23 protein-coding genes are annotated in these 24746 nt (G+C 64.3%); 13 read left to right on the forward strand and 10 right to left on the reverse strand.

Annotation, left to right across the window (positions count from 1 at the left end; genetic code table 11):
* The first annotated feature begins 116 nt into the window (after positions 1–116).
* The 3 genes from ACK4FJ_RS18985 (at position 117) to ACK4FJ_RS18995 (ending at position 4882) form a co-directional block, all read left to right on the forward strand.
* On the forward strand, positions 117–1172 hold the full coding sequence (locus ACK4FJ_RS18985; RefSeq protein WP_409768307.1) for an efflux RND transporter periplasmic adaptor subunit: 1056 nt from the start codon (positions 117–119) through the stop codon (positions 1170–1172).
* 24 nt (positions 1173–1196) lie between these two features.
* Positions 1197–4328, forward strand: coding sequence for an efflux RND transporter permease subunit (locus ACK4FJ_RS18990; RefSeq protein ID WP_409768308.1), 3132 nt, complete (start codon positions 1197–1199; stop codon positions 4326–4328).
* A 113-nt stretch (positions 4329–4441) separates the two neighbouring features.
* Positions 4442–4882, forward strand: coding sequence for an Hpt domain-containing protein (locus ACK4FJ_RS18995; protein ID WP_409768309.1), 441 nt, complete (start codon positions 4442–4444; stop codon positions 4880–4882).
* A 30-nt stretch (positions 4883–4912) separates the two neighbouring features.
* On the opposite strand, the gene ACK4FJ_RS19000 is transcribed toward ACK4FJ_RS18995, so the two are convergent.
* Positions 4913–5455, reverse strand: a complete 543-nt coding sequence (locus ACK4FJ_RS19000) for a response regulator (protein ID WP_409768310.1) — start codon at positions 5453–5455, stop codon at positions 4913–4915.
* A gap of 78 nt (positions 5456–5533) precedes the next feature.
* Here ACK4FJ_RS19000 and ACK4FJ_RS19005 point away from each other — a divergent pair, with 78 nt between their 5' ends.
* The 5 genes from ACK4FJ_RS19005 to ACK4FJ_RS19025 all read left to right on the forward strand — a co-directional run bounded on the left by ACK4FJ_RS19005 (position 5534) and on the right by ACK4FJ_RS19025 (position 9614).
* Positions 5534–6169 (forward strand): flavin reductase family protein, encoded by a 636-nt coding sequence (locus ACK4FJ_RS19005; RefSeq protein WP_409768311.1) that lies wholly within the window; start codon positions 5534–5536, stop codon positions 6167–6169.
* A 214-nt stretch (positions 6170–6383) separates the two neighbouring features.
* Positions 6384–7598, forward strand: a complete 1215-nt coding sequence (hemA, locus tag ACK4FJ_RS19010; RefSeq protein WP_409768312.1) for a 5-aminolevulinate synthase — start codon at positions 6384–6386, stop codon at positions 7596–7598.
* Between the two features lie 190 nt (positions 7599–7788).
* Positions 7789–8283 carry a hypothetical protein gene (locus tag ACK4FJ_RS19015; RefSeq protein ID WP_409768313.1) on the forward strand — a complete coding sequence of 165 codons (495 nt, stop codon included), beginning with the start codon at positions 7789–7791 and terminating at the stop codon, positions 8281–8283.
* 175 nt (positions 8284–8458) lie between these two features.
* Positions 8459–9115 carry an OmpW/AlkL family protein gene (locus ACK4FJ_RS19020; protein ID WP_409768314.1) on the forward strand — a complete coding sequence of 219 codons (657 nt, stop codon included), beginning with the start codon at positions 8459–8461 and terminating at the stop codon, positions 9113–9115.
* Between the two features lie 199 nt (positions 9116–9314).
* Positions 9315–9614 (forward strand): chorismate mutase, encoded by a 300-nt coding sequence (locus tag ACK4FJ_RS19025; RefSeq protein ID WP_409768315.1) that lies wholly within the window; start codon positions 9315–9317, stop codon positions 9612–9614.
* A 9-nt stretch (positions 9615–9623) separates the two neighbouring features.
* Here ACK4FJ_RS19025 and ACK4FJ_RS19030 read toward each other — a convergent pair whose 3' ends face one another.
* The 6 genes from ACK4FJ_RS19030 to ACK4FJ_RS19055 all read right to left on the reverse strand — a co-directional run bounded on the left by ACK4FJ_RS19030 (position 9624) and on the right by ACK4FJ_RS19055 (position 14661).
* Positions 9624–9776, reverse strand: coding sequence for a DUF3309 family protein (locus tag ACK4FJ_RS19030; protein ID WP_409768331.1), 153 nt, complete (start codon positions 9774–9776; stop codon positions 9624–9626).
* Positions 9777–9875: 99 nt separating this feature from the next.
* Entirely contained in the window at positions 9876–10193 is a 318-nt protein-coding gene (locus ACK4FJ_RS19035; RefSeq protein WP_409768316.1) for a BON domain-containing protein, read from the reverse strand.
* 97 nt (positions 10194–10290) lie between these two features.
* Positions 10291–10557, reverse strand: coding sequence for a YMGG-like glycine zipper-containing protein (locus ACK4FJ_RS19040; protein WP_409768317.1), 267 nt, complete (start codon positions 10555–10557; stop codon positions 10291–10293).
* Between the two features lie 161 nt (positions 10558–10718).
* A complete protein-coding gene (locus ACK4FJ_RS19045; RefSeq protein WP_409768318.1) occupies positions 10719–11561 on the reverse strand; it encodes an SDR family oxidoreductase in 843 nt (280 codons plus the stop codon).
* Positions 11562–11582: 21 nt separating this feature from the next.
* On the reverse strand, positions 11583–12707 hold the full coding sequence (locus ACK4FJ_RS19050; RefSeq protein WP_409768319.1) for an MBL fold metallo-hydrolase: 1125 nt from the start codon (positions 12705–12707) through the stop codon (positions 11583–11585).
* A gap of 160 nt (positions 12708–12867) precedes the next feature.
* Entirely contained in the window at positions 12868–14661 is a 1794-nt protein-coding gene (locus ACK4FJ_RS19055) for an acyl-CoA dehydrogenase (protein WP_409768320.1), read from the reverse strand.
* 99 nt (positions 14662–14760) lie between these two features.
* On the opposite strand from ACK4FJ_RS19055, the gene ACK4FJ_RS19060 reads away from it, so the two are divergent.
* From ACK4FJ_RS19060 to ACK4FJ_RS19070, 3 genes are read left to right on the forward strand one after another with little or no spacing between them, the layout of a single operon-like run.
* Positions 14761–15696 carry an L-threonylcarbamoyladenylate synthase gene (locus ACK4FJ_RS19060; RefSeq protein WP_409768321.1) on the forward strand — a complete coding sequence of 312 codons (936 nt, stop codon included), beginning with the start codon at positions 14761–14763 and terminating at the stop codon, positions 15694–15696.
* Between the two features lie 27 nt (positions 15697–15723).
* Positions 15724–17148, forward strand: coding sequence for an FAD-binding oxidoreductase (locus ACK4FJ_RS19065; RefSeq protein WP_409768322.1), 1425 nt, complete (start codon positions 15724–15726; stop codon positions 17146–17148).
* A gap of 1 nt (position 17149) precedes the next feature.
* The gene (locus ACK4FJ_RS19070; RefSeq protein WP_409768323.1) at positions 17150–17674 is read left to right on the forward strand and encodes a dihydrofolate reductase family protein; all 525 of its coding nucleotides are present in this window, start codon (positions 17150–17152) and stop codon (positions 17672–17674) included.
* Here the strand turns inward: ACK4FJ_RS19070 and ACK4FJ_RS19075 are convergent.
* The 3 genes from ACK4FJ_RS19075 to ACK4FJ_RS19085 all read right to left on the reverse strand — a co-directional run bounded on the left by ACK4FJ_RS19075 (position 17669) and on the right by ACK4FJ_RS19085 (position 21124).
* Positions 17669–19525 (reverse strand): TRAP transporter permease, encoded by a 1857-nt coding sequence (locus ACK4FJ_RS19075; RefSeq protein WP_409768324.1) that lies wholly within the window; start codon positions 19523–19525, stop codon positions 17669–17671. The two genes, ACK4FJ_RS19070 and ACK4FJ_RS19075, sit on opposite strands and share 6 nt — an antisense overlap.
* Before the next feature lie 104 nt (positions 19526–19629).
* Positions 19630–20595: a TAXI family TRAP transporter solute-binding subunit gene (locus ACK4FJ_RS19080; protein ID WP_409768325.1), complete on the reverse strand. Its 966-nt coding sequence runs from the start codon at positions 20593–20595 to the stop codon at positions 19630–19632.
* A 70-nt stretch (positions 20596–20665) separates the two neighbouring features.
* Positions 20666–21124 carry a DUF488 family protein gene (locus ACK4FJ_RS19085; protein ID WP_409768326.1) on the reverse strand — a complete coding sequence of 153 codons (459 nt, stop codon included), beginning with the start codon at positions 21122–21124 and terminating at the stop codon, positions 20666–20668.
* Positions 21125–21289: 165 nt separating this feature from the next.
* Between ACK4FJ_RS19085 and ACK4FJ_RS19090 the strand changes: the two genes are divergently transcribed.
* Together ACK4FJ_RS19090 and ACK4FJ_RS19095 are read left to right on the forward strand one after the other, a co-directional pair.
* Positions 21290–22414, forward strand: a complete 1125-nt coding sequence (locus ACK4FJ_RS19090) for an efflux RND transporter periplasmic adaptor subunit (protein WP_409768327.1) — start codon at positions 21290–21292, stop codon at positions 22412–22414.
* Between the two features lie 33 nt (positions 22415–22447).
* The coding region (locus ACK4FJ_RS19095; protein ID WP_409768328.1) for an efflux RND transporter permease subunit at positions 22448–24746 on the forward strand (2299 nt) is incomplete at its 3' end.

Raw genomic sequence — 24746 nt, forward strand, 5'->3', positions numbered from 1 at the left:
GAGGGAAACCGCCGGCTGTCAGGCCGTTCGGTGAGGGACTTTGATCAGGGTGGCGTGACAACATGAAGCTTTGGGGCCAGGTGCTTATTGTAGGCGGGATCGCGGTCGCCGCCGGATTGGGATTCATATATCGCGACAACCTGCCCTTCATCGGCAAGCCGGACGCCCCCACGGCCTCCCGGCCTGCCGGCCCGCCGCCGCTGCCGATCGACTACGCGCCGGTGAAGCGACAAGAGATCACCCGCACCATCGAGGCCGTCGGCACCGCCCAGGCCAACGAGGCCGTGACAATCACCGCCAAGGCAACCGGCCTGGTGGAGCGCATCAATTTCCAGGAAGGCCAGCAGGTGAAATCCGGCAGCATCCTGGTGGAGCTGGATGCCGCCGAAAGCTCGGCCAATATCTCGGCCCTGCGCGCCGCGCGGGACGGCGCCAAACTGGCTTATGACCGCGCCAAACAGCTGATCGAAACCAAGGCCGTGGCCCAGGCCCGCGTTGACGAGCTTTCAAAGGCCTACGAGGGCGCCGAGGCCCGCCTGCGTGCCGAACAGGCCAAGTTCTCCGACAGCGTGATCCGCGCGCCTTTCTCAGGCAAGCTCGGCCTGCGCAAGGTCAGCCTTGGCGCGCTGGTGCGCCCGGGCGACGTGATCACCACGCTGGACGACACCACGGTGATCAAGCTGGAATTCGAGATTCCGGAAACCGTGCTCAGCGGCGTGGCCATCGGCAACAGGGTGACCGCGATGGCCAGCGCCCTGCCAGGCAAAACGCTTGAAGGCACAGTGGCCACCATCGACAGCCGCGTCGACCCCACCACCCGCGCCGTGCGCGTGCGCGCCATGATCGCGAACCCGGAAGACGTGATCAAACCCGGCATGTTCATGACCGTGGCCATGAGCATCGGCAAGGTGCCGGATGCCATCATGGTGCCGGAGGAAGCCCTTCTGGCCCAGGGCGGCGAGCAGTTCGTCTTTGTGATCCGCGATGGCCGCGCCACCCGTACCCGCGTGACTGTCGGCCAGCGCCTGCCCGGCCTGGCCCAGATCACCAATGGGCTGCATGGCGACGAACAGGTGGCTGTCACCGGCCTGCAGCAGTTGCGCGACGGTGCCCGCGTGCGACCCTCCACCCCGCCGGTTTCCGGCAGCCCGGCGACGAAGTCCGCCAGTTAAAAGCACGCGATACGGAGCGCCGCCATGGTCCTTTCCGATGTCTCGATCAAGCGCCCGGTCTTCGCCACCGTTCTGTCGCTGGTGCTGATCATCTTCGGGCTTTTCGCCCTACGCACCATGTCGGTCCGCGAATATCCCGACATCGACCCGCCCGTGGTCAGCGTCAACACGATCTACCGCGGCGCCTCGGCCGAGATCATCGAGAGCAAGATCACCCAGGTGATCGAGGATGCCGTGGCCGGCATCGAGGGTATCCGCGCGATCACGTCGACCAGCCGCGAGGAATCCAGCTCGGTCAGCATCGAGTTCAACCTGAGCCGCAATGTCGACGCGGCCGCCAACGACGTGCGCGACAAGGTCAGCCGCGTGCTGGCCCGCCTGCCCGACGAAGCCGATCCGCCGACCATCGCCAAGACCGAAGCCGATGCCCGCCCGATCATCTACATCGCCCTGTTCAGCGACCGGCTCAGCCTGCTGGAACTGACCGACTACGCCGACCGCTACCTGGTCGACCAGATGTCGATCGTCGACGGCGTCGCCTCGGTGAACATCTATGGCGCGCGCCGCTATGCCATGCGCGTGCACCTGGATCGCATGGCCATGGCCGCCCGCAACGTGACGGTGCAAGACATCGAGGAGGCAATTCGCCGCCAGAATGTTGAGTTGCCGTCCGGCCGCGTCGAGAGCAGCATGCGGGAATTCACCGTGCGCGCCGAATCCGGCCTGCGCACGGCTCAGCAATTCGGCAACATCGTGCTGCGCGAGCAGGACGGATACCTTCTGCGGCTGAAAGAAGTGGCCAAGGTGGAACTCGGTGCCGAGGATGACCGAACCGAGCAGCGCGTCAACGGCGTCACGGCCGTCGGCCTTGGCATCATCCGCCAGTCCAAGGCCAATGCGATGGAGATATCGCGCGGCGTCAACGCGGCGATCGAACGCCTGCAGCCCAGCCTGCCCGCCGGCGTGACCATGGAGGTCGGCTACGATCAGTCGAAGTTCATCAGCCAGTCGATCTACGAGGTCTTTCATGCCCTGATGGTGGCGCTTGGCCTGGTGATCGGTGTGATCTTCCTGTTCCTGCGCTCCTGGCGCGCCACACTGATCCCGGCCGTGGCGATCCCGGTATCGGTGATCGGCTCCTTCATCGTGATCGGCGCGCTTGGCTACTCGGTGAACGTGCTCACCCTCCTGGCCCTGGTGCTCGCCATCGGCCTGGTGGTCGACGACGCCATCGTCGTTCTGGAAAATATCCACCGCCGCATCGAACTGGGCGAGCCGCCGCTGCTGGCATCCCTGCGCGGCGCCCGCCAGATCGGCTTCGCCGTGATCGCCACCACGATCGTTCTGATCGCCGTGTTCGTGCCGATCTCCCTCATGGAAGGCAATACCGGCCGGCTGTTCCGTGAATTCGGCCTTTCGGTCGCGGCATCCGTGCTGTTCTCCGGCTTCGTTGCGCTCACGCTCACGCCGATGATGTGCTCCAAGCTGCTGCATCCGGCCAAGGACGAGGGCTGGTTCTATCATGTGACGGAGAAATTCTTCGTCGGCATGTCGGATGGCTATGGCTGGCTGCTGCGCAAGTCGCTGGGCGCGCCGGTGATCGTGCTGGCGCTCGGCGGCGTGGTCTCGCTGGTCGCCTACCTGATGTTCCTGGCGATCCCCCGCGAATTCGCGCCAACCGAAGACCGTGGCGTCTTCTTCATTCCCGTCACCGGCCCTGAAGGTGCCAGCTACGACTACACCCGCAACAACGTCATCAAGATCGAAGATACCCTGAAACCCTATGTAGCCGATGGCACCGTGACCACGGTGCAGTCCTTTGTCGCACCTGCCTGGGGCGGCCGGCCCTCGCCGGTGAATTCCGCCTTCATGGTGGTGCGCCTGAAGGACTGGTCGGATCGCGAGATCAAGCAGCAGGACGTCGTCAAGGATGCCTTCCCCAAGCTGCTCGCGGTCACCGGTGTGCGCGCCATTGCGGTCAATCCGCCCAGCCTGGGCCAGCGCGGGTCGCAGCCGCCGGTCCAGTTCGTGCTTGGCGGCCCGACCTATCCGATCCTCGACGGCTGGGCCGACCGGATCGTCGAGCGTGCGCTTGAGAACCCGAAACTGCTGGGCGTCGACCGGAATTACAAGCCGACCCGGCCGGAACTGCGTGTCGCCATCGACCGTAACCGCGCCGCCGATCTCGGTGTGCCGATCGAAACCATCGGCCGCACGCTGGAAACCATGCTGGGCGCACGCGAAGTGACCCAGTTCCAGCGCGAGGGCAAGCAATACAAGGTGATGGTGCAGGCGCAGGCGGAACAGCGCGTCACGCCGAACGACCTGAACAACATCTATGTGCGGGCCACCGGCGGCCGCCTCGTGCCGCTGGCCAGCCTGGTCACCATCTCCGAAGGGGCGGCGGCGCGCGAACTTGCCCGCACCGACCGCCTGCGCTCTATCACCATCTCCGCTTCGCTGGCGCCCGGATACACGCTGGGCGAAGCCCTGGATTATATGGACCGCATCGCCGCCGAGGTGCTGCCACCCGAGGCGCGCGTCAGCTATGACGGCCAGAGTCGCGAGTTCAAGGATACTTCGGCGGCGATCTATCTGACCTTCGCTCTGGCGCTGATCATCGTCTTCCTGGTGCTGGCCGCCCAGTTCGAGAGCTGGATCCACCCGACCATCATCATCTTCTCGGTGCCGCTCGCTGTTACCGGCGCCCTCGGAGCATTGCTATTCACGGGCATCTCGCTGAACGTCTACAGCCAGATCGGCATCATCATGCTGATCGGCCTGATTGCGAAGAATGCTATTCTGATCGTCGAGTTCGCCAATCAGTTGCGCGATGAAGGCAAGACCATCCTCGATGCCGTGACCGAGGCATCCATCATCCGGCTGCGCCCCATCCTGATGACCACCATCGCCACCATTTTCGGCGCCATGCCGCTCGCCTTTGCCAGCGGCGCCGGAGCCGAGTCGCGGTCGGCGCTCGGATGGGTCATCGTCGGCGGCATGAGCTTCGCAACCTTGCTGAGCCTGTTCGTGGTGCCGGTGCTTTACAACCTGCTGGCCCGATTCACCAAGCCGGCGGGTTTCATCGCCCGCAAGCTGACGGAACTGGAGAAACGCCCCGACGTTGATTCCGGCAAGGCCGAAGTCGCGGAATAGTCGCTTGAGGATCAGTGCCTGCGACCAAGGTTACCGGTTGATAACCTAGACGGGGCCATGGCCAGAAGGGTCAAATGACATCTGGCCACACTCCCAATCGTATCCACAGCAGCATGACCGACAAAGACCACAGCGACGAGACCGAACGAATCTCCTTCGGCGCCGCCGTCGCCAATGCACAGGCAGCCGTTGCCGGCCTGTCGGACCAATATATCGGGTGGGTCAACGCCGACCTGGAACGGCTCGACATAGCGGTCGCCGCCGTCACCGATGGCGTGGAGGCGCAAACCCTGCGTACAGTTTACGACGTAGCCCATGACATCAAAGGGCAGGGCAGCACCTTCGGCTATCAGCTGGTGACCGATATCGGGCAACTGCTTTGCCGCTATGTCGACGAGGCGATCCGGCGCAAGAAGGTGGACCGCGAAATCATCGACGCCCATGTGGCCGCCCTGCGCACCGTGGTAGACAACCGCATCCAGGGCCAAGCCGGCGAGATCGGCGCGGAAATCCTAGACACCCTGCGTTCGGCTGCGGCGAAAAGCTTCGCCTAGAAATATCCGCTTCAAGAGTCCGACCTGAGACTACCGCCTCCGCCGGTCATCGCCGCGGCGGAAAGGCCCCGGGTAATCGGCCCGGGCCTGACGTCGGCGGTCCGGCCCGAAATAGCTTTCCCCCCGCACGAATGTCCGCGGGCGCTCGATGATCTCGCGCAGCCGCGTCTCCAGCGCCCTGGCCGAGGGCGGTAGGACGAGAATCTCGTTTACGCCGGCATCCAGCGCGGCCCGCACCCGGTCGCGGGTTACGCTCGCCGTCGCGATGATGATCGGCAGGAAAGGATTGGGCGAAGCCGGATCCTGCCGCAGCCGGCGGGCAAAGGCGAGGCCGTCTTCCGCGCCATCTGCGCCAAATCCCGGCAATTCCCAGCGGCAGATCATGACATCGATTTTGCCGCCCGTCGTCGCGTCGGCAATGGGATTTGCCAGCGCGGTCCAGGCCTGCGCGGTACCGGGCACGCAGAGCGGTCGACGGATTCCGAGGCCGACGAACAGGCTGCGCCAGGTTGCCTGCATGCCGGGATCCGCTTCCACAAGCAGCAGATCGAGGCGGCTCAGATCGTAGGGCATCGCATATCTTCTCCGTGCTGCGCCCTTTACAGCGCGGCGGCTTCGCCCTTTGTTACTACAGGATAACGGAGCAGCGAAATGCCCTCACCAGATCACGACGACGTTCATTATTACGACCCGGCCAACGGCCATGGCCTGGCCCATGATCCATTCAAGGCCATCGTCGGGCCGCGGCCCATCGGTTGGGTATCTTCATGTGACCGCGAAGGTCGGGTGAACCTCGCGCCTTACAGTTACTTCAACGCCTTTCACGATAAGCCACCGATCATCGCCTTCGGCAGCAGCGACTGGAAAGACAGCGTCGCCAATATCGAGGCGACCGGGGAGTTCGCCACCAGCCTGGCGACCAGGCCGCTGGCCGAGGCGATGAACCGCACCTCGGCCCCCGTCGCCCATGGGATCGACGAATTCGAACTAGCAGGCCTGACGCCGGCACCCTGCCGGCAGATCCGGCCACCACGGGTCGCGGGCAGCCCGGCCGCCCTGGAATGCAAATTGCTGCAGATCGTGCGGCAGCATGACCTGCAGGGCCGCGCCCTCGACGCCTGGATGGTTGTCGGCCAGGTGGTAGGCGTGCATATTGCCCGCGCCTTCATCCGCGATGGCCTGTTCGACACGGCCGCCGCCCGGCCGATCATGCGCGGCGGCTACATGGCCGATTACTTCGAGGCCACCCCGGAGACCCTGTTCCGCATGCGCCGCCCGACGGCCTGAGCCAGGGTTCTTGATGTCCAACGCTGCAATGCAACATCCTCCCGCATAAAGTGCGGACCTATAAGGCAGGCGGCCCTGCGACCCCTCGTCGCGGCCGGAACACCCAAGCCCCCCTAGCCAGCCCGGCAGCGGGGGCGCTAATATCCGGCACCAGCACAGGATTTCCACGCCGGAGGCGGATCGCCGGCCGGCACGACCAGGCAGTAACAGCCCCATGGATTACGAAGCCCTCTTCGGCCAGGCGGTCGACAAATTGCGCGCGGAAAAGCGCTATCGGGTTTTCACCGAACTGGCCCGCAATTGCGGCAGCTTTCCGGTTGCCGACAATTACAGCGGCATCGGTCCGGCCAAGATCACCATCTGGTGCTCGAACGACTATCTCGGCATGGGCCAGCATCCGGCCGTGATCCAGGCCATGCAGCAGGCGGCCGCCCAGTTCGGCGCCGGCGCCGGCGGCACCCGTAATATTTCCGGCAACAGCCATGCCGTGGTCGAGTTGGAAGCCGAACTGGCCGACCTGCACGGCAAGGAATCCGCACTGGCCTTCATGTCGGGCTACATCGCCAACCAGACCTCGCTGTCAACGCTCGCCAAGCTGTTGCCTGGCTGCATCATCCTGTCGGATGCCGATAACCACAATTCAATGATCGAGGGCATCCGGCAGTCCGGTTGCGAGCGCCATATTTTCCGCCACAACGACGTGGCACATCTCGAAGAACTGCTGAAGGGACTGCCGACCGACCGGCCCAAGCTGGTTGCCTTCGAAAGCGTCTATTCGATGGATGGCGATATCGCCCCGATCCATGCCATCTGCGACCTGGCCGACAGATACGGCGCCATGACCTATCTGGACGAGGTGCATGCCGTGGGTCTCTATGGCAACCGGGGCGGCGGCATCGCCGACCGCGACAATGCCATGCAGCGCCTGCACATCATCCAGGGCACGCTGGGCAAGGCCTTCGGTGTCGTGGGCGGCTATATCGCCGGGTCAAAGACCATGGTCGATGCCGTGCGGTCCTATGCCCCGGCTTTCATCTTCTCAACCGCCATGCCGCCGGCGATTGCCGCAGCCGCAGCCGCCAGCGTGCGTCACCTCAAGCAAAGCCAGACCGAACGCACCCGCCATCAGGAACGGGCCGCCACATTGCGCCGGATGCTGCTGAATGCCGGCCTTCCGGTGCTGATCAACCAGAGCCATATCGTGCCGGTGATGGTTGGCGACCCGGCCCTGTGCAAGGCCGCTTCCGACATGCTGCTGGCAGATCACGGCATCTACATTCAGCCGATCAATTATCCGACGGTACCGCGCGGCACCGAACGGCTGCGCATCACGCCCACGCCGGTGCATACCGATGCCATGATGCAGGCCCTGACCGCCGCCCTCCTGGATGTCTGGCAACGCCTGGGCCTGAGCCGCAAGGCGGCCTGAAACCGCCGGCCAGCCGAACATCCAACGAGCCGGCCACAGCAGGGCCTTTTCCGGACAACGGCGATATTTCCCGCTGCGTTTCCAAATTTTTATCTGTTTGTGGCGTTTCTGTATGGCATGAACGATGGATATTCCTGAGCTACTTATAGTAGTTTTAGAAATATTCGAATCTCCATCATGCAACGCCGCGATGTCGCAACAGATCTTCCGCTCGCTCACGGATTTCGGGTTTTCCATCACCCAGCTGCAGACCCTGCGGGAGCGGCTGAGTGTGCCCCAGTTCGTCTATTTCTCCGGCCCGGCCGGCGGCGGCAAGACCAAGGCAGCCCTGATGGTGGCCTGGACCTACTTCCAGGCCATAAACCGGCCGATCCGTTTCGATGGCCAGGACATGACCACCGACCAGATTCGACAGGCCGCCAAGGAGCATAATTTCGGCATCCTATTCAACGACATGGCCTCGGTGCACGACTACATGAAAGCCGGCTATTGCCTGGATTGCCGGATGATCGCCCTTGGCATCGCTTTCGACGGCCCTGCCATTGCCGCCCAGGCCCATGCCTATCTGCTGGCCTATCTGCCAGGATTGGCGACCCGAAACGACGTCACCGTCATCGCCGTCGGCCGCGACGGCGAAGATCCAGACAACCCGCTTCACAACGTCGATCTCTACGCGGCTGAGTAACTGCGCATGCCCTGCGCCATGTTGCCGCAGGCCGCGCATTCGCTCTGGATTCGTTTGATCTCGATCAACGCGAACCGACCCCCGATTGTCATGATGCGCCCGCGACGTTCTTCCCCGGACGCGCGGAACAGGCATCGCCGCAGTTTGGCGATGCGGATAAATGACAATGGAGCGCATGATGCGTATCGGAAAAACTCTCGCGGCGGCGGGCGCGGCTCTTCTGCTGTTTGGCGCGGTCCCCACTGAAGTCTTCGCCCAGGACGGCAAGTCCGCCGGCGACATCATGGTGCGCGGCCGTATCATCGGCCTGCTGCCCGACGAGGATTCCACGGTTTCCGTGATCGGCGGCGACGTCGATGCCAGCAACGCCTATACCGGCGAAGTGGATTTCACGTACTTCTTTACCGACAACATCGCAGCCGAACTGATCGCCGCCACCACCAAGCACAAGATGCAGGTGGATAACAGCAGCAGTGGCAATGTGGGCTTGGGCAACGTGTGGCTGCTGCCGCCGACGCTCACCCTGCAGTATCACTTCATGCCGAAGCAGGCTTTTAGCCCCTATATCGGCGCCGGCGCCACCTACGCGGTTTTCTATAACAAGGACGTGCCCAGCACCCTGCGCAGCGTCGACTACGACAATGCCTGGGGCGTCGCCCTGCAGGCCGGCTTCGACTACAAGCTCGCCGGCAACTGGTACTTCAACGCCGACGTGAAGAAGATTTTCCTGAACACCGACGTCACAGTAGTCACCAACACCGGTACCGTGATCAACGCGGATGTCGATCTCGATCCCTGGGTGGTCGGCGTCGGCGTCGGCTACAAGTTCTGATCAGGCATCCGGGGCCGAGTGATCGGCCCCGGCCAGCCCTCGGGTCGTATCCGGCGGTTCATCCACCCTCGCCGCCGAACTACGCCCCGCCGCCTCCGCCGACTGGCGGGGGCGTTTTTTTACCTGCTAGCCTGCTTGACCCTTCCGACCCGGTCCGCATCATGGGCGGCTCGAATTGGCCCAGCCGGCAGGATCCGCCATGACCATCCATCCCGAACTGCAGCGCCTGCGCGACAGCATCGACAATATCGATGCCGCGCTGATCCATCTGCTGGCCGAACGTTTCAAATGCACCCAGGCCGTGGGGCGGCTGAAGGCCGCCGAGAACCTGCCACCGGCCGACCCGGCCCGCGAAGCGCGGCAGATCGCCCGCCTGCGCCAGCTGGCCGAGACCGCCAAGCTGGACCCCGATTTCGCCGAGAAATTCCTCGCCTTCATCGTGCGGGAAGTGATCCATCACCACGAGGCCATCGCCGAACAGGCGAAGTCGGCCCGCTAGGCGGACCGGCTATATTCGGCCCATCAGCACCAGCACGATTACGATGATCAATAGAATGCCGATGCCGCCGCTGGGGTAATAGCCCCAGCCACTGCTGTATGGCCATGTCGGAATCGCGCCGATCAGCAAGATGATCAGGATGATCAGGAGAATGGTGCCGATACCCATGCCATCGCCCTTTCGGATATGAAATTACGGGCCAATACGAATGCATGAGGCGGGCCGGCGGGCAGGCCCGCCGGCCACGTCACGCGTGGGTTCCTACTTCACCACAAGGTCGTTCCACACCCCGCGCACACCCTGCACGTTGTGGGCGATCTGTTCGGCCCTTGTCTTGGCCTGGGCGGTATCCACGAAACCGCTCAGCTGCACGACATCCTTGAAAGTCTCGACACTGATCTGGCCGGCCTTAGTGACCGGATCCTTGATCAATTCGGCCTTCACCTTGGTGGTGATGGCCGCCGAGTCGATATATTCGCCGGCCGATTCCTGCTTCGGCGTGGACGAGCAGGCCGCAACGGCCCCGCCCAGCATCGCCACGATGGCAAGGCTGCGGGCAACAGAACCAATGGTCAGCATGTCAATTTCCTTTTTTCAGGTTTCTGATAGGGAAGTGAAAATGAGCGGTGAACCGGACCGGCCGGCTGAATAGCCGACACGGCCCTCTTCAGAATCTTTAGCGCCCGGCCGGCTTGCCGAGATTGATCTGGTCTTCGTCGGTCATCGCACCGGTCGCCGCACCAGCGGCGCCACCGATTACCGCACCCGTCACGGGCGCACCCATCATGGCGCCCCCCACCGCACCGGCACCGGCGCCAATCGCGCCGCCCGAGAGCGCACGATCCGATGTAGAGCTGCCGCAGGCGCTGACCCCGAGGCCGGCCGTCAGCAGGGCCATGGCCGCAGCGGCGCCAAACAGCCGCTTTCTCCTCATGATCTGCATGATCGCCTCCATCGCTGTTTTCCATTCCGGCGCGGGCATCCCACGCCGGGCAGTCGGAAGCAGAACGATGGCAGGTCAGGCCGGTTCCCGGCGGACACGGCCGGAAAGCGGGAAAAGTTGCAGGAATCTCACAATCGCGGAAATCGCGATGGGCAGATCACTCAGACGAAGAAATCCGGGATCAGGTCGGTTTCAGAGGTGCCGGGATGCCGGTAGCGGGACAGATCGGTCAGCCCGGCGCCACGCAGCACTTCGTCGTCGATGAAGAAATTGCCGGTGCAGTCGCGCGACGGACGGGTCAGGATCACGTGGGCCGCATCGGCCATGATCTCCACCTTGCGGCATTTCTTGCGCAGCTCGGGCCCGGTGATCACATTCATCGCGTCGGTGTCGATGGCGGTGCGCGGCCACAGCGCGTTCACCGCCACGCCCTTCTTGCGGAATTCGCCGGCCATGCCCAGCACGCACATGCTCATGCCGAATTTCGCCATCGTATAGGCGACATGCGGGCTGAACCAGTGTTCCTCCATGCTCAGCGGCGGCGACAGGTTCAGGATATGCGGATTCTGCGCCTTAAGCAGATGCGGCAGGCATTTCTGGCTGCACAGATAGGTGCCGCGCGTATTGATCTGGTGCATCAGGTCATAGCGCTTCATCGGCGTTTCCAGCGTGCCGGTCAGCGAAATGGCCGAGGCGTTGTTGACCAGGATGTCGAGGCCGCCGAAGGTCTCTACCGTCTTCTGCACGGCGGCTTCCACCACCGCCTCCTCGCGAACATCCACCACGATGGGCAGCGCCCGGCCGCCAGCCTTTTCGATGGCTTCGGCCGCCGTGTAAATCGTGCCGGCCAGCTTGGGATGCGGTTCGGTAGTCTTGGCGGCGATGGCGATATTGGCGCCGTCCTTGGCGGCGCGCAGCGCGATGGCCAGACCGATGCCGCGGCTGGCGCCGGTGATGAACAGGGTCTTGCCCTTCAGCGACCCGGTCTTGATGACTTCGGTCATGATGTCCTCCCGGTTTTTTGTTTATTGCGCTGCCTGGTCGACGCTGTCGCAGCGCTGGAACTCATAAACGCTCTTCTCATTCAACCGCCGCGCCACCAGGCCCTCGCGCATCAGATGATGCAGATGGGCCAGCGCCTCGCCGGCTGCCAGCGTCATGTGGTCGCTGATGTCGCGCCGGAACAGCAGGGGCAGGGTCTCGATCACGGTATGCGGCCGTTCCAGCGCCGCCAGCAGGGCATCCAGCCGCGTGGCATGGTGCCGCTGCAACATGGCGATGCGCTGGTGCAGGCCGATGAAGGGATCGCCATGGGCCGGCAGCACCAGGATGTCGCGCGGCAGATGGCTGAACTTGGCAAATGAATCGAGATACTGCGTCAGCGGCCCGGCCTCGGGCTCGCCGGGATAGACGCCGATATGCGGCGAGATGCGCGGCAGCACCTGGTCGCCCGAAATCAGCACGTCGAGCGACGGACAATACAGGCAGGCATGTTCCGGCGAATGGCCGCGGCCGATGATCACCTGCCAGTCATGCGTGCCGATGCGGATGATGTCGCCTTCGGACATGCGGTGGAAACCGCGTGGGATCGGTGTCACCGCCTTGGCGAAATTACCGAAGCCGCGCGACCTGATTGCGTCGAGCTGCCCCGCGTCGAAGCCCAGCCGCTCGTAGAAGGCGACCACATCGGCCGGCACCTCGGGCGACCGCTCCAGTTCCAGCATGCGACCAAAGCTCCATTCGCCCAGCGTCATCCACAATGGTGCATCGAATTTCTGCTGCAGCCAGCCGGCCAGACCCAGATGGTCGGGATGGAAATGGGTGCACAGGATGCGGGTGATCGGCTTGCCGCCCAGATGGGCGACGATCACCTGCTCCCAGATCGCCTGCAGCTTGGAAGACCGCACGCCGGTATCTACCAGCGTCCAGCCCTCGCCATCCTCCAGCAGCCACAGATTGATGTAATCCAGACCAGGGATCGGGATCGGCATGCGCAGCCACAGCACACCCGGCCGCATCTGCATCACCGCGCCATCGCCCGGCCGGCCGCCATTCGGCTCATTGGCAAAAGGATATTTCAGGCTCGCGCCGCTATCGGGCGTCGGCGTGCCGTCGATCATCGGAATGGAATCGTCTGCGGTATCTGCCACGAAAGGCCTGCGGAGCTGGAGTTTTTGTTATGAGCGCCAACTGTAGTTTCCCGTTGACGTAAGCGTCAATGCAGCGAAGTCCAGCGGATTGGCCATGAAAAAGGCCGGAGCGAAACCGCCCCGGCCCGTTAATGACGCATGACGCTACGGAAAAGGCGATTTATGCCCGCAGCAATTCCGGCGTCACTTCCGCCAACGCCGCGCTGCCTTCGGTGGCGGACCGGCACAGGCCATCCACCGTGGACAGCACCTGTTCGGCAAACAGCCGTGCCGACACGATCTTGGCGGTGAAATACGGATCGGTTGAACCACCCGCGATCTCCGCCTTCGCCGCCAGCGCCTGCCGCGCCAGCAGCCAGCCGCCCACCGTGGTGGCGAAACCGCGCAGGAAGGGCGTCGCGCCGGCCAGCGCCGCGTTTGGATCCTTGGCCAACTGCTGCCCCATCCAGACCGATGCCTTGCCCAGCGACTTCAGCGCGGCATCGAGATTGGTCTGGATGCTGCCAAAGCCCTCGCCGGCCTTGGCCAGTTCCGCCACCGTGCCGCCGATCTCGGCGAACAGCGCCTTCACGGTTTCCCCGCCATTCAGCGGCAGCTTGCGCGTCACCAGATCGATGGCCTGGATGCCGTTGGTGCCTTCATAGATCGGCAGGATGCGGGCATCGCGATAATGCTGGGCCGCACCGGTCTCCTCGATGAAGCCCATGCCGCCATGCAGCTGCACGCCCATGGATGCCACTTCGCAGCCGATATCGGTGGCCCAGGATTTCGACAGCGGGGTGAACAGCTCCACCATCGCTTTCCAGTGCTTGCGCTGGGCTTCGTCAGGATGATGATGCGCGCGGTCGATTGCGGCCGCGTTCAGGTAGATCAGGCCACGGCAGGCCTCGGTCAGGCTGCGCATCAGCATCAGCGTGCGGCGCACGTCCGGATGCTCGATGATCGCCACATGCTGTTCGGCGTTCATGCCGGGATGGCGGCCCTGTTTACGCTGCTCGGCGTAATCCAGCGCCTGCTGGTAGGCGCGCTCGGCAATCGCCAGGCCCTGGCAACCCACGGACAGGCGCGCGTTGTTCATCATGGTGAACATGCAGCGCATGCCCTGGTTCTCGGCGCCCAGCAGCCAGCCGATGCACTCGTCGTTGTCGCCGTAGCTCATCACGCAGGTTGGGCTGGCATGGATGCCCAGCTTGTGTTCCAGCGACACCACGCGCAGATCGTTGCGCTTGCCCGGATTGCCGTTCGCGTCGGGGATGAATTTCGGTACGATGAACAGCGAGATGCCCTTGGTACCCGGCGGTGCATCGGGCAGGCGGGCCAGCACGAGATGCACGATATTCTCGGCCATGTCGTGTTCGCCATAGGTGATGAAAATCTTCATCCCCTTGATCTTGTAGGTGCCGTCGCCCACCGGCACGGCCTTGGATTTCAGCGCGCCCACATCCGAACCAGCCTGCGGCTCGGTCAGGTTCATCGAACCGGTCCACTGGCCCGACACCATCTTGGGCAGGTACAGCGCCTTCTGCTCATCCGTGCCATGCGCCATGATCGCGTCGATGGCGCCCTGGGTCAGCAGCGGGCAGAGCGAAAACGAAAGATTGGCCGCCTGCACCATTTCCTGCGCCGCCATGGTCAACGCCCAGGGCATCGCGCCGCCGCCGAGCTCTTCGGGGAACGGCATGCCGTTCCAGCCGCCATCGACGAATTTCCTGTAGGCATCGGCGAAGCCCGGCGCGGTGCGCACCACGCCGTTATCCAGCTTGGCACCTTCCTTGTCGCCGCCGCGGTTGAGCGGCGATAGCACGCCGGCGGCGAATTTCGCCGCTTCTTCCAGCACGGCACCGGCGGTTTCACCCTCGGCATTTTCCAGACCCGGCAGGGTGGCCAGTTCGGCCAGGCCGGCAATCTGCTCCAGGGTGAAACGCATATCCTTGACGGGGGCGGCGTATTCCATCTCGGTCTCCCTTGAACCGCGCGACTGTACAATGAGGCGCTGCATAATATGGTCCGGAACGCCTAGCAAGGCCAATGCCCGCCGGCGTAAACTTGGCCCATGGTTGACGTAACGATTTCAGAGGCCGCCGAAAAGTTGAAATCCGGCGCGGTGGTCGCTTTCGCCACCGAAACGGTCTACGGGCTGGGCGCCGACGCCACCGATCCGGCGGCGGTGGCCAAGATTTATGCCGCCAAGGGCCGGCCGGATTTCAATCCGCTGATCTGCCATATCGCCGACCTCTCGCAGCTCGACGGGCTGGTCTCGGTCGACGAGCGGGCACGTCGACTGGCCAAAGCCTTCTGGCCCGGCGCATTGACGCTGGTGCTGCCGCGCCGGCCCGATTGTCCGGTGGCCCCCGCTGTTTCCGCCGGCCTGCCCTCGCTGGCTTTGCGCATGCCGGCACATCCGCAGGCGCGCGAATTGCTGCGGCTGGTTGGTCGGCCGGTGGCGGCGCCCTCGGCCAACCGCTCGGGCCATGTCTCGCCCACTACCGCCCAGCATGTGCGCGACAGCCTGGGGCCGGATATCGCCGTGCTGGATGGCGGCCCCTGCCCCGTGGGCCTGGAATCCACCGTGATCGGCTTGACCGGGCCGCAGGCGACTCTGCTGCGGCCGGGCGGCGTGGCGGCCGAGGAGATCGAACGCATTCTTGGCGAACCGCTGGCGCGGCCGCAGGACATGAAGCTGGAATCGCCCGGCATGCTGCTGAAGCATTATGCGCCACGCCTGCCGGTCCGGCTTGAGGTAGCGGCGCCGCTACCAGGCAAACAGGAAGGCCTGCTCAGCTTCGGCCCGCCCCTGCCGGGCTTTGCCCATGTTGTGCCGCTCAGCGTCTCCGGCGATCTGGTGGAGGCGGCGGCCAATCTGTATGCCGGGCTGCATGAGCTGGATGAACAAGCCGGCCTCGATGGCATCGCAGTGATGCCGATTCCCGGCCATGGCCTGGGCCAGGCCATCAACGACAGGCTTACGCGCGCGGCGCGCGGACGCTAGGATCGCCGCCTCAATTACGGTGACTGAATGAACGCTCTCGCTCCCGACCTGCTCGATCGCTTCCGCGCCCTTGTCGGCCCCAAGGGCTGGACTTCGGAACCCGACGCACTGGCCCAGCATGTGCGCGAATGGCGCGACCTCTATGCCGGCACCACTCCGCTGGTCCTCAAGCCGGCCAGCACTGCGGAAGTGGCCGCCATCGTGAAGCTGGCGAATGAGACAAAAACCAAACTGGTGCCGCAGGGCGGCAATACCGGCCTTGTCGGCGGCGGCATCCCTTTCGATGGCGGCGACGAGATCATCCTGTCGCTGCAGCGCATGAACAAAATCCGCGCCATCGATCCGCTGAACGATACGGTCACGGTGGAAGCCGGCTGCATCCTGCAGAACGTGCAGCAGGCGGCGCGCGAGGCCGGCCGGCTGTTCCCGCTTTCCATCGGCTCGGAAGGCAGCTGCACCATCGGCGGCAACCTCTCCACCAATGCCGGCGGCAATGCCGTGCTGCGCTATGGCAATACCCGCGAACTGACGCTGGGCCTGGAAGTGGTGCTGGCCGACGGCGAGGTGTGGGATGGCCTGCGCGGTCTGCGCAAGGACAACACCGGCTACGATTTGCGCGACCTGTTCATCGGCGGCGAGGGCACGCTGGGCATCATCACCGCCGCAGTGCTGAAGCTGCATCCCCTGCCCAAGGCAATGGCGACCGCCTTCACGGCGATCCCCAGCCCCCAGGCGGCCATCGAGCTGCTGGCGTTGGCCAAGGCTGCCACCGGCGGGCAGGTGACCGGCTGCGAGATCATGCCGCGCATCGGCCTGGATTACGTGCTGCGCCACACGCCGGCCACCAGCGACCCCATCGCCGAACGCCATCCTTGGTACCTGATCCTGGAATTTTCCTCGGGCCGCGACGACGGCGCCATCGGCGAGACGATGGAGGCCGTGCTGGCGGAGGGTTTCGAGAAGGGCTTTGTGCTGGATGCCGCCATCGCGCAGTCGGACGCCCAGCGCGCTGCCTTCTGGAAAATTCGCGAGGCGATGTCGAGCGCCCAGAAGCCCGAGGGCGGCAGCATCAAATGCGACATCTCGGTGCCGGTATCGCAGATGCCGCTGTTCATCGAGCGCGCCAGCAAGGCGGTGGAAAACCTGATTCCCGGCGTGCGTATCGTCGCCTTCGGCCATATCGGCGACGGCAACGTGCATTTCAATCCGTCCCAGCCGGTGGGCTGGAAGCCGGAAGACTTCATGGCCTACTGGGACCGCGTGCACCAGATCGTGCATGACATCGCCCACGAAATGAAAGGCTCGATCTCGGCCGAGCATGGCGTCGGCCGTATGAAGATCGACGAGATCACGCAATACAAGCCGGCCATCGAGATCGAGATGATGCGCCGGATCAAGCGCGCCTTCGACCCGAACAACATCCTCAATCCCGGCAAGGTCGTGCGGCCCTGACATGACCGTGTTGTTCCGCGCCTATCTGGCGATCAGCGCCGATGGCTTCATCGCCCGGCCGGATGGCTCCGTCGACTGGCTGCACGACTACGATCCCGCTGAATTCGGCTTTGAGAGCTTCATGGCCGGCATTGGCGGCATTGTCATGGGCCGCGCCTCCTATGAAATCAGCCGCCGCTTCGGCAGCGACTGGCCCTATGCCGGCAAGGCCGTCTATGTTGTGACCTCGCAGGATTTGCGCAATCTGCCGGATGGCGCGCAGACGCGGCGGGCCGATTTTTCCGCACTGGCACATGAGCTGAAGGGCATCGGCGGGGATGTATGGCTGTTCGGCGGACCCAGGCTCTGGGCTGGCTTCCTCGACATCGGCGCCATCGACCGCTTCGAACTCTATGTCATCCCGCACATGATCGGTGAGGGCATACCGCTGCTGCCGCCGGGCCGGCGCAACCTGCGGCTCGAACTGGTCGAGTCCGAGCCGCTCAGCCGTGGTGTGATGAAACAGGTCTACAAACCGCTGTTATGAGGCCTTGCCCAACTGCGGGTCGCGTGCAATCGCCTTCTGGGAAACGAACACCGCCACGATCAGACCGATGCCGATCAGATCGGTGGCCAGGCCGGGTTTGATCAGGCAGATCGCGGCGGCGACCAGCAGCCCGCGTTCCCACATCAGCGCCGGCCGGATCAGATAACCGTACAGACCGGCCGCGAGCGCCAGACAGCCGATGGTGGCGCTGGCAGCGGCATGCAGGATGTCAGGCCACTCGCCGATGGCCAGCAGGGCCGGCTCGTAGACGAACATGAACGGCACGATGAAGCCGGCCGCGCCGGTGCGCACGGCCGCCCAGCCCGCTTCCCATATATTCGCTTTCGCGAGACTCGCGGCGGCATAGACCGCCAGTGCCACCGGCGGCGTGATCGCCGAGAGGATGGCGAAGTAGAAGGCAAACATATGCGCCGCCGGTTCGATCACGCCCAGTTTCATGAGCGCCGGCACCATCAGCGACACCATCACGATATAGGCTGGCGTGGTCGGCATGCCCATGCCGAGGATGATGCCCGCCACCGCGGTCAGCATCAGGGCCAGCACCAGGCTGTTCTGCGACAGGCCGACCACCCAGTTGGTGAAGGTGAGGCCCAGGCCGGTCAGCGTGATCGAGCCGATCACCAGGCCGGCACAGGCGCAGGCCAGCGCCACCGCAAGCGTGTTGCGGGCGCCATCCTGCAGGGCATCCCAGACCAGTTCCGCGCGCAGGCCTTCACGCGTGTTGGCGCGCAGCATGGCGACCGGGAAGCAGGCCAGCGTGCCCGCCAGGGCGCAGAGCGGCGCCGAATAGCCCATGAACATGCCGCCCAGGATCACCGCAACCGGAATGAACAGGTGGCCGCGTTCCTTCAGCACCGAAAACAGGCGCGGTACCTCATGTGCCGGCAGGCCATGCAGCCCGCGCCGCTTGGCCTCGAAATGCACCGCGCCGAAGCAGGCGATGTAATACAGCAGCGCCGGGATCAGTGCCCAGAGCACGACCGTGGCATAGGGCACGGCGAGGAATTCGGCCATCACGAAGGCTGCGGCGCCCATGATCGGCGGCATGATCTGCCCACCGGTGGAGGCGACCGATTCCACGGCGGCGGCGAAGGATGGCCGGAAGCCGCTGCGCTTCATCAGCGGAATGGTGATCGGACCGTCGACCATCACGTTCGCCACCGCCGAGCCCGAGATGGTGCCGAACAGCGACGACGACACCACCGCGACCTTGCCGGGGCCGCCAGCCTGCCGGCCCGTCAGCGCCAGCGCAAAATCCATGAACAGCTTGCCGGTGCCGGTACGCTCCATGAAGGCGCCAAACAACACGAAGATCATCACATAGGCGGCCGAAACGCCGAGCGTGGAGCCGAAGATGCCTTCGGTGGTCATGTAAAGCTGATCGAGCAGCGTGAGCGGATCGACCTGGGTGACGAACAGCGCATGCCCCATGAAGGCCAGTGCCGTGATCGGCAAGGCCCAGCCGATCACGCGCCGCGTGCAATCCAGAACGATGACAACCAGGAAAATGGCCGCAACGATGTCGAGTGGTTTCAGGTCGTCGATATAGATGATGCGGTCGATGAAATAGTCGAGATTGATGAACAGGTGACCCAGGGCCAGCGCCGCCCCGCCGAACAGCAGCGCGTCGAGCCAGATGAAGCGGCGACGGCCGGCGGCGTCCCGCGCGAAGGGGTAGATCAGCAGAACCAGGGCCAGGGCGAAAGACAGGTGAATGCCGCGGAAGATCAGGGCCTGCGGCGGACCCATGGCGATGACCCACATGTGATACAGCGCCATCGCCACGCCGATCGGCGCGACCACGCGCCCGACCAGGGTTCTGCTATCCATCGTCCGCCCCTCCCGGATCGGTTTCGCCGCCCTGCTAGGGGCGGCGAAAAAAAGGACCGGCGTCGCCCGTCCAGAAGCGACGCCGGCCAGTACGCCTCAAATGGTTACTTCAGCGCGCCGGCTTCGCGGTAATACTTCGCGGCACCCGGATGCAGCGGCACGCCGATATCCTCGGCCATGTCCTTCGCGGTCAGCTTGGCCATCGCCTTGTTCACCGCGGCCATGTCGGCCACATGGGTGGCCATGGCCTTGGTCACGGCATAGACCTTGTCTTCCGGCAGCTTGCACGACGTGATGAAGTGCGTGGAATAGCCGATCACCGGCACATCCTTGTCCTGCTTCGGATAGGTGCCGGCCGGCACGGTCACCTTGTTGTAGCCGGCATTGATCTTCTTCATCTCGGCCAGGCCCTTGTCGGTGATCGGCACCAGCCTGACGTCGCGGGCCGTGGCCAGGTCCATCACCGAGGAGGCCGGGATGGTGGTGCCCAGCGTGAAGACCTGGGCATGGCCGTCCTTCAGCAGCGCGGCGGCGTCGTTGTATGAGGCCATGAAGTTGACCTTGCTCATGGCTTCGTACGACAGGCCATGCGCCTGCAGGATCTGGGCTGAAATCGCCTCGGCCGTATTGCCGCGGGTCTGCACGGCGATTGCCTTGCCCTTCAGGTCCTCGATCTTCTCGATCTTGGAATCGACGGTCACCACCACCTGGAAATACTGCGGATACAGGTTGGCGACCTGGCAGACGTTATCGGCCTTTGCGGTAAACGGCGCGCGGCCATTGATCGCATCCACCGTGGAAATCGAATTGCCGAAACCGAAATCGGCCTTGCCTTCCTGCACGCCCTTCACGTTGGCGATGCCGGCGCCCGGCAGGGTCTGGATCGTCAGGCCCGGTACGGCTTTTTCGAACATCGCCTTCATGGTGCCGCCCAGTGGCACCCAGACGCCGCCCTGCGGGCCGGTCATCAGCTTGTAGGTCTGTGCCTGCGCGTCCGCCCCGGCGAATCCGGCAATGCCGAGGGTTACAGCCGCAATGAAAACGGCGCGACCAATATTGCTATGACGCATGGTGTCCTCCCGAATGATTTTTGTGCGGGAAGTGTGCTCAGATGACGCCGCCGCGTCAAGCAAAGATCAGTCAACTGAACAGATCAAGTTGTGGTTTTGCTTTGATTGTTTCTTGCTGCAGCGCGTCATGATGCAACGTTGTGCCATCAGACTGAATATGCACCACACCTACACCGTGTGGCAGCAGAGCAGGTGTCACCAGATGCGTGCGATGGCAATGCCGCGGATCGGCCTCGGCGCACATCATGGCCGTCGGCGCGGACTCCGCCCAGGCGATCAGTGCGGCGATGCCGCAGTGGAAATCAGGCTCCGCCGCGCGCGGCTTGCCGCCCAGCGTCTCCCCGAACCAGCGGTACCCGATCTCGGCCCGCTCAAGCGTGGCCTGCAGGGCCGTCCGGTTGAACTGCGGGACAAATCTGGAAGCCGGCCGCGAACGCAGGTCGGCCAGCTGCCGGATGCCATGCCGCTCCAGCAGGGCGACAAACCGCTCCGGCGGGTGGTTGGAGTGACTAATGCTGTATATTTGCATTCGCGACCCTACTGCCTGGCCCCGCCATTCCGCACCTGCCAGCCCGGAATTGTGACCGGGATCACAGTTACCTAGCGGTAACCTACGCAGGATAGACGGCTTTTCACCGTATCTATATATACAGCGCGGCCGGGGAAATACGGCCCGGCGGGGGAATATCGCATCATGAGACGTGTCGCCAAGATCGGTCTGGCCATTCTTGCCCTGGCGGTCGTCGCCAGCGGCGGCTTGTATCTGGCAAAGGGGCGCCAGCCCGTGAAGGCCGTCAGCACGGCCGAGCCTGCCCGCTTCGAGGGCATTGAATTCTCGCCCGCCGACCTGACCGAAGCCAGGATCGCCGATCTGCGTCAGGTGGTGCGCATGAGCGGCAGCTTGCAGCCCCTCAACCAGAGCCAGATTCGCGCCGAGGTCGCCGCCGTGGTGCAGGACGTGACCGTTCGCCGCGGCGAAAGCGTAAAGAAGGGCCAGTTGCTGGCCAAACTGGATACCGCCGACCTCGCCGCCCGCCTGCGCGAGAAGCAGAGCAACCTCGATAGCGCCCGTTCCGCCCTCACACTGGCCCAGACCAACCGCGAAAAGGCCGTGACACTCACCCAGCGCGGCGTGAAGTCGCAGACTGCGCTGGATGAAGCCGAGAACAGCTGGCGTAACGCCCGGGCCAACGTGGCCGCCCTGGAACAGCAGGTGACGATGGCGCGCAAGGCGCTAAACGATGCCGCCATCTATGCCCCGCTAGACGGCCTGGTGGCCGAGCGTTTCGTCAATCCGGGCGAACGCGTGGCGGTGGATGCCAAGCTGTTCATCATCGCCGACCTAGACGTGATGGAGGTCGAGGCCCTGGTGCCGGCGCGCGACGTGCCGCAATTGCGCACCGGACAGAAAGTTCTGCTGCGTGTGGAAGGCTTCGGCGACCGCGCCTTCGACGGCCATATCGAACGCATCAACCCCACTGCGCAGAGCGGATCGCGCTCGATCCCGGTTTATATCCTGCTCAAGAACCCTGATCTGGTGCTGCGCGGCGGCATGTTCGGCAGCGGCGAGGCCTTGCTGGCCGAACAGCGCGATACTGTCGCCATTCCCGTCGAAGCCGTGCGCCGCGAAAAAAACGCCGATGTCGTGTACGTGCTGAAGGACAATCGCCTGGAGCGCCGCGTCGTGCAGGTGTCGCTCACCGGCACGCCGGATGGCCGCGTGGCCATCGCCAGCGGCGTGGCCGCCGGCGAAACCGTGGTCTCCACGCCGGGCCTGCGCCTGAACGACGGGCTTGCCGCCCGCATCGCCGGCCGCTGACCGGCCACCGAAGGCCCAGAGGGGTAACACCGCATGTGGCTCACCCGCGTCAGCGTCAACAATCCCGTCTTCGCCACCATGATGATGGCGTCGCTGCTGGTGGTGGGCCTGTTTGCCTATTTCAAGCTCAGCATCGAGCAGTTCCCCGATGTGGAATTCCCCATCGTGGTGGTTGGCACCAACTATCCCGGCGCCACGCCGGAAAGCGTGGAAAGCGAAGTCACCCGCCCCATTGAAGACGCCGTCAACACCATCAGCGGCGTGCGCTCGCTCACTTCGCGTTCGCTGGAAGGCCGCTCGACCGTCATCATCGAATTCGAGCTGACCGTCGACGCCGTGGAAGCCGTGCAGGATGTGCGCGAGAAGATCGCGCAGGTAACCCCCGGCTTCCGCGACGAGATCAAGACGCCGGAAATCACCCGCTTCTCGCCCGACAGCCAGCCGATCGCCTCCATCGCCGTGCGCACCGAGCGCCGCGACCTGCGCGAGCTGACCACGCTGGCCGATCAGGTGATCCTCAAGCGCCTGCAGACCGTGCGCGGTGTTGGCCAAGCCTACATCGTCGGTGGCGTCAAGCGGCGCATCAACATCCTGCCGAACCCCGAGAAGATGCAGGCCTACGGCATCGGCATGGATCAGCTGATCAACGTGCTGAAAAGCGAGAACCAGCAGCTTCCCGTCGGCACGCTGACGCGGCCGCAGACCGAATTCGTCGTGCAGATCGAGGGCCGCGTGGTCGATCCGCGCAATCTGGCCCAGTTGGTGCTGGCGCGGCGCGGCGGCGCTTCGGTCACCCTTGGCGATGTCGCGACGGTAGAGGATGGCACCGAGGAGAAAGATGCCGTCGCCCTGTTCGATGGCGACCGCCTGCTGGCGATTAGCTTCATCAAGGTGCAGGGCTCCAACACGCTGGAAGTGATCACCGGGCTGAAGGAAGCCGTGAAGGAACTGCAGGCCGACCTGCCCTCCGACATCACCCTGCAGTTCATGCGCGACGACAGCCGCGCCATCCTGGTCTCGGTCAATGGCGTGCAGCGCACCCTGATCGAGGGTGCCATCCTCACCGTGCTGATCGTCTTCCTGTTCCTCAATTCCTGGCGCAGCACCATCATCACCGGCCTGACCCTGCCGATTGCCATGATCGGCACGCTGGCCGCCGTCTACGCCGCCGGCTTCACGCTGAACAAGCTGACCCTGATGGCGCTGTCGCTCGCCATCGGCATCCTGATCGACGACGCCATCGTGGTGCGCGAGAACATCACGCGCCACGTCGCCATGGGCAAAAGCCACCGCCAGGCGGCGCTGGACGGCACCAACGAGATCGGCCTGGCGGTGCTGGCCACCACCTTCTCCATCGTCGCCGTCTTCCTGCCGGTCGCCTTCATGGGCGGCATCATCGGGCGGTTCTTCCTGCAATTCGGCATCACCGTCACCGTGGCGGTGCTGATCTCGCTGTTCGTCAGCTTCACGCTCGACCCGATGCTGTCCAGCGTGTGGCACGACCCCGACAGCCTGCCCAACGCCAAACGCGGCCCGATTGGTCGCGCCGTGGCCGTGGTCGACAGGATCATGGAACGGCTCGGCCGGCTCTATCGCCATGTGCTGCGCTGGAGCCTGCGGCGCCGCTGGGCCGTGCTGCTGATCGCCGTGCTGAGCCTGGTCGGCAGTGTCATGCTGGTCGGCCGGCTGGGCACCGAATTCGTACCCGAACCCGACCTGTCGGAAATCCTGGTCGAGATCACCACGCCGCCCGGCTCGGCCATCGACTATACCGAGGCCAAGATCCGCCAGGTGCAGGATGCCCTGAAGGAATTCCCCGAGGTCGAATATTCCTTCGCCTCGATCAATGCCGGCGCCTTCTCTCGCCGCAACGTGGGCACGCTGTATGTGCGCTTCGTGCCGCTGGAGCAGCGCAAGCGCACGCCGCAGCAGATGACCCAGCCGTTCCGCGACCGCCTGAACCGGATCGCCGGCATCGACAACATCAATATCGGCCTGCCGAACCTGGGCGGCGGCCTGAACAAGCCGATCATGATCGCGCTGAAAGGCCAGGATATCGCCGAGCTCGACCGCCTGTCGCAGGAAGCGATGAAGATCATCCGCACCGTGCCCGGCGTGGTCGATCTGGAATCCAGCCTGAAGGCCAACAAGCCTACCGTGGCATTGGACATCGACCGCGCCCTCGCTGCCGATCTGGGCGTCAGCATTTCCTCCATCGCCGCCACCCTGCGTCCGCTGCTGGCCGGCGAGGAAGCCGGCACCTGGAAGGCACCCGACGATGAAAGCTACGACGTCTTCGTGCGCCTGCCGCGCGACGACCGTACCGGCCTGC

The organism is Ferrovibrio sp., from assembly GCF_046297595.1.
Taxonomy (GTDB): Bacteria; Pseudomonadota; Alphaproteobacteria; order Ferrovibrionales; family Ferrovibrionaceae; genus Ferrovibrio.